Annotated in this window: 10 protein-coding genes and 1 pseudogene; 3 read left to right on the top strand and 8 right to left on the bottom strand. The window is 70.4% G+C overall.

The window, feature by feature from the left end; all coding sequences use genetic code 11:
* Positions 1–57: 57 nt before the first annotated feature.
* Positions 58–1,458, bottom strand: coding sequence for a GGDEF domain-containing protein (locus tag AB0G04_RS18475; RefSeq protein ID WP_360983536.1), 1,401 nt, complete (start codon positions 1,456–1,458; stop codon positions 58–60).
* Positions 1,459–1,718: 260 nt separating this feature from the next.
* On the opposite strand from AB0G04_RS18475, the gene AB0G04_RS18470 reads away from it, so the two are divergent.
* The gene (locus AB0G04_RS18470; RefSeq protein WP_360983534.1) at positions 1,719–3,215 is read left to right on the top strand and encodes a GGDEF domain-containing protein; all 1,497 of its coding nucleotides are present in this window, start codon (positions 1,719–1,721) and stop codon (positions 3,213–3,215) included.
* Positions 3,216–3,242: 27 nt separating this feature from the next.
* Here the strand turns inward: AB0G04_RS18470 and AB0G04_RS18465 are convergent, their stop codons facing one another.
* The 3 genes from AB0G04_RS18465 to AB0G04_RS18455 are packed head-to-tail and all read right to left on the bottom strand — an operon-like array spanning position 3,243 to position 5,892.
* Positions 3,243–3,902 carry a response regulator transcription factor gene (locus AB0G04_RS18465; RefSeq protein ID WP_360983533.1) on the bottom strand — a complete coding sequence of 220 codons (660 nt, stop codon included), beginning with the start codon at positions 3,900–3,902 and terminating at the stop codon, positions 3,243–3,245.
* Complete coding sequence (locus AB0G04_RS18460) at positions 3,899–5,056, bottom strand: histidine kinase (protein ID WP_360983531.1); 1,158 nt, start codon at positions 5,054–5,056, stop codon at positions 3,899–3,901. Before AB0G04_RS18460 ends, AB0G04_RS18465 begins: the two co-directional genes overlap by 4 nt.
* A complete protein-coding gene (locus tag AB0G04_RS18455; RefSeq protein WP_360983529.1) occupies positions 5,053–5,892 on the bottom strand; it encodes a CPBP family intramembrane glutamic endopeptidase in 840 nt (279 codons plus the stop codon). The genes AB0G04_RS18460 and AB0G04_RS18455 overlap by 4 nt, the downstream gene beginning before the upstream one ends.
* Positions 5,893–6,150: 258 nt before the next feature.
* Here AB0G04_RS18455 and AB0G04_RS18450 point away from each other — a divergent pair, with 258 nt between their 5' ends.
* Together AB0G04_RS18450 and AB0G04_RS18445 are read left to right on the top strand one after the other, a co-directional pair.
* Complete coding sequence (locus AB0G04_RS18450) at positions 6,151–7,395, top strand: multidrug effflux MFS transporter (RefSeq protein ID WP_360983527.1); 1,245 nt, start codon at positions 6,151–6,153, stop codon at positions 7,393–7,395.
* 139 nt (positions 7,396–7,534) lie between these two features.
* Positions 7,535–7,627 (top strand): annotated as a pseudogene (locus tag AB0G04_RS18445) (IS5/IS1182 family transposase); the annotation flags it as partial.
* Between the two features lie 37 nt (positions 7,628–7,664).
* Here the strand turns inward: AB0G04_RS18445 and AB0G04_RS18440 are convergent.
* The 4 genes from AB0G04_RS18440 to AB0G04_RS18425 form a co-directional block, all read right to left on the bottom strand.
* A complete protein-coding gene (locus AB0G04_RS18440; protein WP_360983525.1) occupies positions 7,665–8,549 on the bottom strand; it encodes a UbiA prenyltransferase family protein in 885 nt (294 codons plus the stop codon).
* Positions 8,550–8,665: 116 nt separating this feature from the next.
* Positions 8,666–11,635, bottom strand: coding sequence for a hypothetical protein (locus tag AB0G04_RS18435; protein ID WP_360983523.1), 2,970 nt, complete (start codon positions 11,633–11,635; stop codon positions 8,666–8,668).
* Positions 11,623–12,627: a hypothetical protein gene (locus AB0G04_RS18430; RefSeq protein ID WP_360983521.1), complete on the bottom strand. Its 1,005-nt coding sequence runs from the start codon at positions 12,625–12,627 to the stop codon at positions 11,623–11,625. The genes AB0G04_RS18435 and AB0G04_RS18430 overlap by 13 nt, the downstream gene beginning before the upstream one ends.
* Before the next feature lie 26 nt (positions 12,628–12,653).
* Positions 12,654–13,583 (bottom strand): hypothetical protein, encoded by a 930-nt coding sequence (locus tag AB0G04_RS18425; protein WP_360983519.1) that lies wholly within the window; start codon positions 13,581–13,583, stop codon positions 12,654–12,656.
* Positions 13,584–13,706 lie beyond the last annotated feature (123 nt).

Raw genomic sequence — 13,706 nt, 5'->3', positions numbered from 1 at the left:
CGAGCCGGCGGGTACGGGGTGACGGCAGGTCCGCATGAGCGCCGCTCACCTCGGGGATCAACCGTGGTGGACTCGACCGCGTCCGGCGCCCTTGGCGGCGTACATGGCGGTGTCGGCGCGACGCAGCTGGGCGTTGGGGTTGTCGCCCTGGGCTGCGGTGATGACGCCGATGCTGGCACCGATGTACACGGTTCGTTCGCCGAGCTCGAACGGCCGTGCGAGTTCCTGGACGATGCGTTCGGCGAGGACACCGGCAGTCCGGTCGTCGGTCCAGGGCAGGATGATCGCGAACTCGTCTCCGCCGAGGCGGGCAACGACGTCTCCGGCTCGTACGACTCCACGCATGCGATCAGCGACACCGAGCAGAATGCTGTCGCCGGCGTCGTGACCGAGTTTGTCGTTGACCGGTTTGAAGCCGTCGAGGTCGATGTACAACAGCGCGGTAGGGCCCACCTCGCCCGTCAGGGACTGCTGCCAGCTGGTGTGGAAGCGGCGGCGGTTGGCCAGCCCGGTCAGCTGGTCGGTGCTCGCCTGCACCTCGGTCGATCGCAGGGTGTCCGTGAGCAGGACGACCAAGCCGTGCAGGCGGGTGATGACCAGAAGGAAGAGGATCACACATCCGGATACGATCACCGGGATGTCGATCTCGGTGCCGCGCAGCCATTCGATCAGGAGCGCCGCGGGAGCCATGAGGCTCGCCAATGCCAGCGCGATCAGCCGCCGCATACCGATCGGGCCCTCGGCCACCGGGGTCGACAGCCGTGACAGGTTGCTCATCGTGGGGTGCAGCGCGGCCGCGCCGGCGAAGGCGTACATCAGCATCCAGGCCGCATCGATCGGGTCGCCCGCGTTGTAGCCGATCGTCAGCTCCATGAACCCGTAGACCACGTCACCGACGAGCATGGCGGCGATGGCCGCCATGAGGAGCCAGTACGCCGGTGGCTGATCTCCGCGTCCGGTGGTCAGCCGCACCAGCACCGCTACGAGCAGCAAGTCCGCGACCGGGTAGGCCAGCGATACCGCGCGCGCCCAGACATCGAGGTCGCTGGCGTGCACGTACGGCTCCATCAGGAAGACCCACGAGAGCATGGCGGCGCCGGTGGACAACACCAGTGCGTCCAGCAGCCCGGGCCGGTCCTTTCCGGGCCGGCGTGCCCGCACCAGGCCGAGCAGGCCCGCCGCGAGGAACGGGTAGGACATCAGGTAGAAGCCGTCAGCGATCGACGGGAAGGCGTCGCGGCCCAGTACTGAACTCAGAACCCAGTAGACGACGTCACCGGCGGCGAACAGCAGCCAGCCGATGGCCATGCAGTACCAGGGCCAGCGCACCGCCGGCCGGTGCCTTGCCACGCCCACCACGGTCGCCACCGTTCCGGCGACGCCCAGGAGTCCGGACAGAACCATTTTGACCGGCTCCCACGGTGCCAGGAAGACCGCCCCCATCACCAGCACACTCACCGTGAGGAATACGGACCATGCCTGACGAGCGAACCGCAGCACTTTGACCCCCGAAACCAGCAGACCTTTCCGGTTCGATCGGAACCAGGTGCGCTGATCTGAGGCATCGCTGGGCTTCAGTGGCATTCGTCGCAGCCGTGCCACCGGACCCGAAGCACCCTTGCCGGCCGCCACCTCGGCACACCGCGGCAACGAGCCGCCGCCGCGGGCGGCTCTCAAGTCTGCAGCCATGGTGCCGATAGGGTGCGCGGAGGATGCCCATGAGTTTCCGCATCTGGCCCCGGCTGGCCGCCGTCGCGGTCATCGGCCTGGTGCTTCAACTGGTACTACACCGGGTCTCGTACCGCGTCGGCCTGGTGGTGGGAAGTGTTCCGGTCGCCGTGGCCGGTTTCTACGCAGTAGGGGGATTCGTACGGCTCGCTTACCGGGAGCGTGGCCGCATGCTTGCCGGTTGGGCGGTCGGTGCCCTGTCCGCCGGTCTGCTGGGTGTGTCGTACTCGCTGTACACCGTCGACGCGATCCTGGCCCGCGCCCCGTCGACCCCGAATGTGGCCGACCTGCTCTCGCTCGGCGCGGCGGCCGTCGCGATCGCCGCACTGCTGCTGGTCTCACCGCCCCTGTCCGGCGTGGTCGCCCGGCTGACGCTCGTCGTCGATGTGGCCACCGTCGGCGGCGCATTGCTGGTGCTGGCCTGGCAGCTGGCCCTGTCCGAGGTGGCAGCCGCCCTCGACGCGGCGACCCGGCTGATGTTTCTGACGACCGCCGCACTCGAGATCGGCGGCGCGGCGGTCGCCCTGGTCCTGATGTCACGCTCCGCGCCCACCGCCAACGGTTATGCGCTGCGCCTGCTCTGCGGCGGGCTGGGGATCTTCGCGGCGACGGCCATCGTCGCGGTGTACAACCGCGCTGAGGGCTTGCCGTGGTACGCCACCGGCGCCGGCGCCGGCTATCTCACCGCGGCGCTGCTCATCGCGCTTTCCAGCCGCACGGCGCTGCCCTCGGCCGACAGCACGGGGCGGCGGGCCATCTCCGGCATCTGGCCGCTGCTGCCCTACATTCCGGCGGCCATCGCCATAGTCGAGGTGATCCGGGTGTACCGGCGTACCGGCACGCTCCCGCCGCTTCTCATGTGGCTGCTGTTGTCGGCGATCACGATGGCGATGTTGCGTCAGGTTCTCATGCTGATCACCATTCGCCGGCTGATGGCGGGGTTGCACCACCAGGCCCACCACGACGTCCTGACCGGCATGCCCAATCGGGCCGCGTTCCAGGCTGTGGCGGGCCGTGCACTGGCGTCCGCGCCGGACGGCCGGTACACGGCCATCCTTCTCCTGGACCTCGACGGTTTCAAGACCGTCAACGACACGCTCGGGCATGCCGCAGGCGATGCTCTGCTGGTCACGGTCGCCGCCCGCTTCGGGCCGGCACTCGGGTCCGGGGACACGGCGGCCCGCCTCGGCGGCGACGAGTTCGTGGTGCTGTTGCCGGGGCTTGCCGCGGCCGCTCAGGCCGACGAGGCCGCCCAGCGGATACTGGACGGCATCGGTGCGCCCATGACGCTCGCCGGCCGCGAGTACCGGGTGCGGGCCAGCATCGGCATTGCCGTGTGCCACGGTCGTGGCCATGACCTCGACCGGCTTCTTCAGATCGCGGACACAGCGCTCTACCGGGCCAAGAACGCGGGTAAGGGCACCTTCCGCCGACACGAGGCAGAGACATCCGGTGAACCCGGCACCGCGGAGGCCGCCGCCGCATGAGCATGGCCGGCGATCGAAGCCGGACGTTCAGGTCACCAGGCCGCGGCGGTACGCGTACACCACGGCCTGCACCCGGTCGCGCAGGTCGAGCTTGGTGAGGATGCGGGACACGTACGTCTTGACCGTCTCCTGGCTGATCACCAGCGCCGCGGCGATCTCGCTGTTGGACAGGCCCTCCGCGATGAGCCGGAGCACCTCCAGCTCGCGCCGGGTCAGTGCGCCGCGGTCCGGGTTGCCCTCGGCCGGGCGGATGCGGGCCGCGTACCTGCCCACGAGCTGCCGGGTCACCTCCGGAGCCAGTAGCGCGGCGCCCGTCGCGACGGTACGGATGCCGTTGAGCAGCTGCACCGGTGGGGCGTCCTTGAGCAGGAACCCGCTGGCACCGGCGCGCAGCGCCTCGTACACGTACTCGTCGAGGTTGAACGTCGTCACCACGAGGACCTTCACCGGCTCGGCGACCGCGGCGCCGGCCAGCAGGCGGGTCGCTGCGATGCCGTCGAGCACCGGCATCCGCACGTCCATCACCACCACGTCCGGCCGGAGCCGAGCGGCCAGGGCGACCGCCGCGCGCCCGTCGCCGCACTGGCCGACGATCTCCATGTCGGGCTGGGCGTCGATGATCGTCGCGAAGCCGGCGCGGATCAGCTCCTGGTCGTCGCAGACCAGCACCCGGATCGGCGTGGTCACGACGGGTTCCCGGCCGGAATCCGGGCCCGCACGAGGAAGCCGCCGCCGGCCTGCGCTCCCGCACTGAAGTCGCCACCGAGGACGGTGACCCGCTCGCGGAGCCCGGCGAGGCCGCGCCCGCTGCCGCCCGGCGACGCGCCACCGGATCCGGAACCGTCGGTGCTGACCTCCACGGTCGTCGCGCCTTCCCCGTGGTGGACGTGAACCCTGGTCCGGCTGCCGTGTGCGTACTTCAGCGCGTTCGTCAGCGCCTCCTGCACCACCCGGTACGCCGCCACCTCGGTGCTGCCGGTGGCCGCCGCCGGCGTGCCCTCCCGGACGAACTCGACCGGCTGCCCCGCCTGCCGGGTCTGGTCGACGAGTGCCTCCAGGTCGCCGGCGGCGGGCGTACGCTGGTCGGCTGTGCTGTGATCGGGGTTGAGCAGGTCGAGCAGCTGCCGCAGGTCGCCGACCGCCCGGCGGCCGGTACCGGTGATCGCGGTCAAGGTCTGGTCCAGCCTGTCCGGGGCGCTCGTCAGGTAGCGTGCCGCCTCGGCCTGCACGACCATCGCGGTCACGTGGTGGGTGACGACGTCGTGCAGCTCCCGGGCGATGCGGGTGCGCTCCGCCGTACGGGTGGCCTCCTCGACATGGCGGCGGCGTTGCGCCTCGGCGGCCCGGGTCTGCCGCAGCCACGCCCCGACGCCCCACGCGAACGCCAGCAGCAGGTAGAACGTGGTGAACCCGGCGACGCCCTCACCCGAGCCGAGCCGATCGAGGGAGATCGCCAGGGCCAGGTACGCCGCCGAGGCCAGGCCCGCGACCGTCCAGCGGCGCCGATGCACGTAGGCACCGGCGCTGACGAGCGCGACGGCGAGTCCCGTGCCCGCGATCGTGTGGTACGCGCGCAGCTGGTCGACCGCGAAGCCGAGTGACACCAGTGCCAGGCAGACGGCCGGCCAGCGGCGGCGGACGGCCAGCGGCAGGCACTCCAGGGCGACGACACCGACGGTCAGCGCGTCGTACGGGCGGTCCGGCAGGTCGCCGAGTTGCGTACCGTGCCGCTCCAGCGCCGGGACCACCACCGCGACGGCGAAGGCGAGGGTGAGCGGGAGATCCCGGACCGTGGTAGGCAACTGCCGCCACAGGTCCGGAAGCCTCCGGAGCTTGATCACGGGGTGACTGTAGCGGTCGCCGGAGCCTGCGCCGTGTGCCGGCCGCGACGCGGGACGATGTGCCCGCGACGCCTCGCCAGCCACAGGAACACCACGGTCAGCACCACGCCGGCCAGCACCGTGTACAGGCTGCCCTCCGGCCCGAAAGCGCCGCCGCTGAGCGCTACCGGTCCCGACGTCGAGGCCTCGAGCAGCCCCTCCGACTCGCCGTTGCCGGAGACCGCGACGCTGAAGATGCTGCCCGCGGCGAAGTTCCAGCCGAAGTGCAGACCGATCGGGACCCACAGGTTCCGGGTGGCGGCGTAGCAGGCGGCCAGCATGAACCCGGCCTCGATCGCGATGGCGGTCGCCCCCCACAGGGTGGCGTCCGGGTTCACCAGGTGCATCGCGCCGAACACCACGCCGGTCAGGGCAAGAGCGATCCAGGTGCCCGTACGCTCTTCGATGATCCGGAACAGCACTCCCCGGAACAGCAGCTCCTCGGTGACGGCGGCGGCCGCCATGAACCCGAGCAGGCCCAGTGCTCCCGCCGGCGAGCCCCAGCCGTCGACGTGGTAACCGCCGAGGAACGCGATGTTGGCGATGACGGCCGCGAACATGGCGAAGCCGAGGAGCGTCCCGCGGCCCGCCTTCCGGCCCCAGCCGTCCCGGTCGAGCTCGGTCGGCTCGCGGCGCTCGGTGCGCCGTACCACCCACCGGTAGACGACCACGCCCAGCACCGCCGTCGCAGCGCCGATCACCAGGGTGAGGAGGAAACTGCCCTCGACGGCGGCGGCGCATTGCCCGCCGACGAGCGCGACGGCGACGATGGCAAGAAGCTGTTTGACGAAGCGCATGACGACTCCTCCGCAGGCCGCGGCCGGAGCGCCGCGGACAGGAAGAAACCTATGAATTCCCGCCGCCACAAGCGTCACCTCGCAGTGGACACTTGTGGGTAGCTCGCACGGGGGACAAAGCCGCTCCCGTCGTATACCGCGCGCTGCGCCCACGAAGGGTCACGGAGGTCTGCACCGCACCGCTGACCTGGCATGTACTGCCGGTACATCCATCATCGGGGACTTCTCCCCACCGCGCGCCGCGTGTGTGATCGGGGCATGACCGCAGCTCTCGTCGAAAAGCCGGCACCGGATCAAAGGCGGCAGGCACGGCTCACCACCACGCTGATCGCCACGGTGATCTTCCTGACCGGGATCGCGCCGCTGGCCACCGACATGTACGTTCCCGCCTTCCCGGGTGTCGCCGATGACCTGTCGGCGACGGCCACGCAGGTCCAGCTCACGCTGACCACGTTTTTCGTCGGCATGGCGCTGGGCCAGCTGATCGGTGGGCCGGTCTCCGACCAGTACGGCCGGCGCAGGCTGTTGCTGGCCTCGGTGGTCGTGATGACCATCGCGTCCGTGGTGTGCGCGCTGACCCCGTCGATCGGCGTCATGATGGCCGCCCGGTTCGTGCAGGGCTTCGCCGGCGGATGGGCGATGGTCATCGGCCGGGCGGTGATCGTGGACCTGGCGCGCGGGGCCCGGCTGGTCCGGGTCCTCAACGTGATCGCCGGTGTCGGCGGGTTCGCGCCGATCGCCGGGCCGCTGCTCGGCGCGGTCATCCTGCAGCTTTCCGGCTGGCGCATGTCGTTCTGGACGGTGGCGGCCCTGGGCGTGGCGATGGTGGTGGCGGTGCTGGCCGCGGTACCGGAGTCGCTCCCGCCGCGGCGCCGGCACGGCGGCGGCCTGCGCGCGTTCGCGGTCGCCGGCCGTCACGTCCTCACCCGGCGCCGCTACGTCGGATACGTGCTGGTCAGCGGCTCCGGAATGGGCGCGATCTTCGCGTACGTGGCGACGTCGGCGTTCGTGCTGCAGTCGATGAACGGCCTGTCGCCGGTCGCGTACTCGATCGACTTCGCCGCCAACGCCGCCGGCATGACCCTCGCCGCTCTGGTCGCTGCCCGGTTCGCCGGCCGGGTCGCCACCCGCAAGGTCATCCTCGCCGGGCAGGTCGCCGCGCTGGGCGCCGGAGTCGCGATGCTGGTCGGCGCGCTGTGGTTCGGCACGCCGCTTCTGCTGGTGATCGTCTGCTTCTTCGTGCTGATGACCGCGCAAGGGCTGATCGGTCCCAACGGCGGCGCGCTAGCATCGGCCGAGGTGCCCGAGCACCCGGGTACCGGCTCGGCGATGCTCGGATTCGTCACCTGGGTGGCCGCGGGCGTCATCGCGCCGATCGCGGGCCTCGGCGGACAGGACACCGCCGTACCGATGGCGGTGCTCATGATCGCCTGCACGGTGTTGTCCGTGGCCGGTCTGATGCTCGCCCGGCCGGCGAAAGCCCCGCCCGTCGCACCGAGCTGACCGATCACCTGCTGGACTTCCCCGGAATCTCATCCCCTTCGACCGGCTGGACGAATTCTTCACCACGAACCTGGCCTGACTCGGGAAGTACCCCGGCAGGTCAGGGGTGCTTCCGGCCTGCCGGGGTACTTGAACAACGGAAGCGGAGCCCTCCGCTGGGGTGCATGACCAGTGGGCCGATCAGGGTGTGGGCCGGTCGCGGGGTGGGCTGACGACCAAGGCGCACCTGGCTCGCAGCTCATCGCGATCCTGTGTCGGATCCGGGTGAGCTATCCGACGTAGGCATATGCGAAACCCGCCGTCGGAATTGCGAACAGGACCGAGACTGCCGCCATTCGGGGAATCGACGGGTGGCGTGTGAGCATGGCGTACCCGGCCAGCAGAACCGGTGCGGCGATCAACTGCGGCACCAATGTCGATCGCGGCACCACCACGTCAGACGCTGCGCACAGCAGGGCCACGGCAAGAGCCGAGGCCCAGAGCCCCACCCCGATGCGGTACGCGAGAGGCGCGCCGAACCGTACGGCGAATGTGGTGTCGCCGGCTCCCGAGTCCGCGGCGAGGTCGGTGACGGTCGTCGGCACGTACAGCGCCGCGGCGAACAGCACGCCGATCAGCCCGAACTGCCACGGGAACGCCCACGGCGGGTCGGTGATCGCCCAGCCGGCTGCGGGCGACACCAGCCCCACGACCAGCGCGTTCACCGCGACGTCCCAACCCGGCCGGGTCTTCAGCCGCAGCGGCGGCACGCTGTATGCCCAGCCCAGCGCCAGCACCCCGGCCACACCTAGTACGAACAGCGGCCCCACGTACACCGCGGCCCCGACACAGGCTAGCGCCGCCACCCGGTACCAGTTTCGCAGCCGTGCCGGCGACAGCGCCCCGGTGACCAGCGGAGCGGCCGCCTTTCGTGGATTGTCGCGGTCGCTGCGCAGGTCGTGCAGGTCGTTCTGGGCCAGTACCGCCGCCCAGATCAGCGGTCCGAGCACGAGCAGCGCCACGGCGGCTCGGGGTGCATCCGCGCGGTCCGGCAGCCACGAGTGTCCGGCCAGGACGGTCCCGAGGTAGGCGGGCACCCACGAGACCGGCCAGAACCACGGCCGTGACATCGCCAGCAGCGCAACCGCCGACCGTCCGGGCAGCGTCGTCGTCATGACCGAATCCTCACCCGTGTCGGCTGTGCCTCTGCTGAGAGCGCGGCCGGTTACCAAGGCGGGTCACCGTATTCACGTCACATGGTCACGTCGGTCCGTCCGCGGACCGGCCCGTCTCAGTAGGCCGGTGTGACGATGTAGGAGACGGTCGCGGCGTAGGAGCCGGGGGCGAGGAGGCTGTTGATCCGTATGCGGTGGGCGAGGGCCACCACGTCGCCGGTGACCGAAGTGGGTCTCGTCGCCGTCACGACGGTCTCTCCGGCCGGGGTGTGGCCGGCGTAGGCCCCGCTGAGGGCACCTGCCGCGGTGCCGGCTCCGCTGCCACCGACACCGGTGACGGTGTATCCGATCCGGTTGACGCCGAAGGCCGCATCGGCGACCGCGGTTGCCTGTCCGTTCGAGACGGGAAGAATGGTGCCGGCTGTTCCGGTCAATGCAGTTCCACGTATGGAGAGTGTGTAACCGCGCGTGGCGTTCGTCTGGATGGTCAGCGGCGTGGCAGCGATGGTGTCGCCGCCGCCGAGCATCGGGTCGACGTAGACGGTCGTGGTGCCAGGTACGGTCACCAGTTTGTTGGGGTTGGGCAGGACCAGTACCGCCGAGGTGGACGGGGCGAACGCGACCGCGCCCGAGGACGAACTGTTCACGGTGGCGCCGCCGCTGGTCAGCGTGCTGATGGTGCTGTAGTGGTTACCGGCGGCGGCGGTGTTGGTGAGGCCGTTCACCGACAGGTACACGTGCTGCCCCACGGCAAGGCTCACATCCGACGACAGAGTGTAGGTCAGTAGCCCGCCACTGAGCGAGAGTGTGCCGTCGGTCGGCAGGTCCACCGCGCTGACCACATAGAGACCGGTGGCGGTGGCGTTGGTGGCCGACGGGACGGTGAAGGTGATCTTCCGGAACGCCGTGGTGCTGCGGGACACGAACTCCCAGCCGTAGGTGATCCCGGTACCTCCGGTGGCGGCGCTGGAAACCCAGAAGGTCGGCGCCGCGGTCTGGACGGCGAGTTCTCGTACCCGCATCTCACCGGCTGACGGGATGTAGAGGTTGCCGGTCGAGGCGAGGGCCATCCGGGCCGGGGTGAACAGCCGGGAGACACTGGCCGCGCCCGGGCCGCCGTCACCGGCCCACGAGGTGCTGCCGACCCGGCCGGCCAGATGGTGGATGACCCCGTGCCGGCCGACTCGGCGGACCGTCTGGTTGCCGGTGTCGGCGACGTAGAGATTGCCGTCCCGGTCCACCTCGATTCCAGCCGGGCCGTTCAAGGTGGCGGCCACGGCGAGACCGCCGTCGCCGGTGCTGCCGGAGACGCCGGTGCCGGCCACCGTGGTGATCACGCCGTTGCGGATCCTGCGAATGCGGTGGTTGCCGGTGTCGGCGATGTAGATGTCGCCCGAGGCATCGACCCGCACGTCGGTCGGACTCCTGAGCACGGCGCCGGTGGCGAGACCGTCGTCACCGCCATAACCGCCCGTGCCGTCGCCGGCGATCGTGCTGACCGTGCCGCCACGGATCCTCCGGATCCGGTGGTTGCCCTGATCGGCGATGTAGATGTCGCCGTTCGCCGCGGCGAAGATCCCGTAGGGGTTCCGGAAGCGTGCCGTTGCGACGGGGCCGTCGGCCCACCCGGCTGATCCGGTGCCGGCGGTGGTGCTCACTAGGCCGGCGGAGACCCTGCGGATCCGGTGGTGTCCCGTGTCCGCTATGTAAAGGTCACCGGTGCCCGCCACCGTTATGGCCTGCGGGTTGAAGAGGTTACCGGCGGTGGCCGCACCGCCGTCGCCGATGTCGGAGACCGCGCACCCCCCGGTGCAGGGAAGTCCGTTGCCGGCCACCGTGGTGATCGTGCCGGCGGGCGTGACCCGGCGGATGCGGTTGTTGGTCGTGTCGGCGATGTAGAGGTTGTCGGTGGAGTCGACGGCCACTCCCCCGGGGTGACCCAGTTGGGCGTTGACGGCCGCGGCGCCGTCGCCCGAGTAACTACGCCAACTGTTCCCGGCGACCGTGGTGATGATTCCGGTGGCGCTGATCCGCCGCACGGCCGCGGTGCTCGCGGTCGAGGTGCCGTCCATGACGTTGCCCTGGGCGACGTAGAAGTTGCCGGCCGCGTCGCGGGTGAGGTCGGTCGGCCGGTCCAGCCTGGCAACCGTCGCGAGGCCACCGTCGCCGGCGAGCCCGCTGGTGCCGGTACCGGCGAACGTGCTGATCGTTCCGCCCACGGTGAAGGTGCGGATCCGGTTGTTGGACGCGTCACTGAAATGGATGACGTCGAACGCGTCGATGTGAATCCCGGCTGGACAGGCCAGGCGCGCGGCTGTCGCGGGCCCGCCGTCACCGGCGAAGGCGTTCAGCCCGCCGGCGCCCGCCACGATGGTGCCGACGCCGCCGGCCGCCGGATAGCGGATGATCGTGTTGGCGGCGCAGTCGGTCACCAGGACGTTCCCGGTGCTGTCGAAGGCAATGTTGTACGGCTTGGCAAGACCGCTCGCGAAGGTGCTGATGATGCCGGTGGCCGCGGTGACTTTCCGGACCTGCGCGTTGTCGGTGTCGGCGATGTAGTAGTCACCGTTGGGCGCAACCGTTACGGACGCCGGGTTGTTCAGCGCGGCCGAGGTCGCCGGCCCGCCGTCGCCGGAGTTGCCGATGCTAGTGCCGGCCACCGTGGTCAACACTCCGCTGCCCAGGGCGACCTTGCGGATACGGGCGTTACTGGTGGCGGCGATGACCAGGTCGCCGTTGCCGTCCAAGGTCACGTCGGAGGGGTTGTTCAGGCCGCCGGAGGTGGCCGGGCCGTTGTCGCCGGCGTTGTTCGGGGCACCCATGCCCGCGACCACCGTCGCGATGCCGGTGGTGAGGTCGACCTTGCGGATCGCGTTCGAGTCGGCGTCGGCGACGTAGAGGATGGTCCCGCTGACCGCGACACCGCGCGCTCCGATCGCAAGCGAGGTGGCGTTGGCGCTGGGCACGACGCTACCGGCCACGGTGGCCAGGTCGCCCGGCGCGGCCTGCGAGGGGGAAGCTACGGCGGTCACGGTGGCCGCAAGGATGACGACGGCGGCGAGGCACCGCCCGGTCAGCCGGCCCACGTGGTCCTCGCCGCACGGTGCCGGGCGACCGGGCGCCGGTCGGCGGCGGCCTCGGCCGCGCGGCGCGCCTTGCGGTGGCGTCGCGACCAGATGAGGTATGCCATCAGCAGGGTTGCCAGCACGCCGAGGAGGATGAGGGTCATCCACGGGATGACCAGCAGGGGACGGCCGTTCGACGTGATCGTCTGCAGGGTGGGTGAGCCGTCGCCGTACAGAACCTGGGCCTGTGGCCGGGCGTACAGGAAGAAACCGGGCACCGCGTAGCTGAAGCTCACGTTGCGTTTGGTCCCGGCCGGGAAGAGTTGCATCTCGTCACTGGCATGGACCATGCCGACAGCTTCGTGGGTCAGCCCTGAACCGATCATCACCTGGCTGCGGGCGAGCGCTCCGGCGTCGCCGACGTTGCGCACCTCGAACTCGCCGTCGAACGTGGAGCCGATGCGGATGAACCCACCCGGAAGGGCACGGACCTCCAGGCGCCGCTCGCGTGCGCCACTGATCTGGACGCTGATGAGCGCGCCGATGCGGTGGTAGATGCGCACCGTGGCATTCGGGTCGGTCGGCTGGGCCTCGGCAACGAAGCCGAGCAGGTAGATGTCCGGAAGCATCCCGGACGGCACCCGGATCTCGACCGGGACACTGCGATAGGTGGCCGCGGCCAGCCGGAGGCTGGGGGCGACGGTGATTCCCGGCGACCACACCGGGTCGCTCTGCTCGCTGAAGTCGACCTGGCCGCCGTCCTTCGCGCGGGCACCGACCGATCGCAGGGTGACCGTGAGGTCGTGCGCGCCGTTGTTGGCGACGGTGAGCTGGGTGCGTACCACGCTGTCCGCACCGGGTGACACCGGTGCTGCCGCGGTGCTTACCGAGAAGTCGGCCGAGCCGGCGGTGACCGGGCGCGGGGACGGCGCGGCGTGGACGCCGGCCGGAGCAGCTGCCACGGCGGCGAACACGGCGGCGAACACCGCGACCCGGCTCAGAAAGGTGCGCACCGGCGGCTCTCCATCCCTATCGTCGGTCAGTAGTTCGGGGTCACGGTGTAGGTGACTGTGGCGCTGTAGGCGTCCGGGCGCTGGTTATGGTTGATCTTCGCTCGGTTCGTGATGACCACCGTGTCGCCGCTCGTGGGTGCGTTCGCGCTGACGACGTTGTCACCGGCCACCCGGTAGCCGACGTAGTTGCCGTTGGACAGCGGCGTCGACTGCAGGGAGCCGGCGCCGGTGGCGGTCATCGTGTACCCGAAGGTGCCGTTGGCGAAGGCGCCCGACGCCACCCCGGTGGTCATGTCGGCCGTGGCCGGCGTGAACTGGGGGTTGCTCAGGTGCGCTCCGGTGAGCGGTTGGTTCGTCTTGACGTTCAGGGTGTACCCGCTGGCCGCGTTGGTGGCGATGGTCAGGTTCACCGCCTGCGATTTGTCGGCCAGCGCCGGCACGGACGGGTCCATGTTTATGTTCAAGCTGGTGGTGTCGCTGGTGAACGCGGTGGACCGGGCGACCACCACGGTCACCGTGGTGCTGTTGTTGCTGATCGTGACCGCACCGCTGGCGCCCGTGTCGGTGTTGACGCCGCCCACCACAGTCGTCACCGTGCTGGTGTAGGCATTCGGGGTCGCGGTGTTGGTGAAGCCGTCGATCGAGATCAGGATGGAGGACCCCGCCGCCACCGGGCCCGGGGTGGTGACCGTGTAGGTGACTGTGCTGCCGGCCAGGACAGCGTTGCCACCGGTCACGCCGTACGCGTCGGGGACGGTGAGCGCGGCACCGGCGGTGGTGGCCGGCACGGTGAAGGTGATCGCCTGGATGGTGCCGCCGGTCGGAGTGGTGAAGGCCCAGGTGTAGCGCACGCCGATGGCGCCCGGCTGTGGGTTGGACATCGACCAGGTCACGTTGGTCAGGGCAGCGGCGTGGGCAGGGCCGGCGATGCCGAGGCAGGCGGCGACGGCCAGCACGGCCGCCAAGGCAAGGCGGGGTCTCCAACTGCGCAACATCATGAACTCCGTCCACGGGACATGTGACGTGGTTACAGGTCGGTTCGCGTTAGCCGTAGTTGAGCTATGTGCCGCTTCGGTGGT

Source organism: Actinoplanes sp. NPDC023801, from assembly GCF_040639655.1.
Lineage (GTDB): Bacteria > Actinomycetota > Actinomycetes > Mycobacteriales > Micromonosporaceae > Actinoplanes.
This window is presented reverse-complemented; position numbering and strand designations above follow the sequence as displayed.

Coding starts and splice junctions, on each gene's coding strand:
- AB0G04_RS18470 (WP_360983534.1), top strand. CDS start 1,719: ATGAGTTTCCGCATCTGGCCCCGGCTGGCCGCCGTCGCGGTCATCGGC.
- AB0G04_RS18455 (WP_360983529.1), bottom strand. CDS start 5,892: ATGCGCTTCGTCAAACAGCTTCTTGCCATCGTCGCCGTCGCGCTCGTC.
- AB0G04_RS18450 (WP_360983527.1), top strand. CDS start 6,151: ATGACCGCAGCTCTCGTCGAAAAGCCGGCACCGGATCAAAGGCGGCAG.
- AB0G04_RS18440 (WP_360983525.1), bottom strand. CDS start 8,549: ATGACGACGACGCTGCCCGGACGGTCGGCGGTTGCGCTGCTGGCGATG.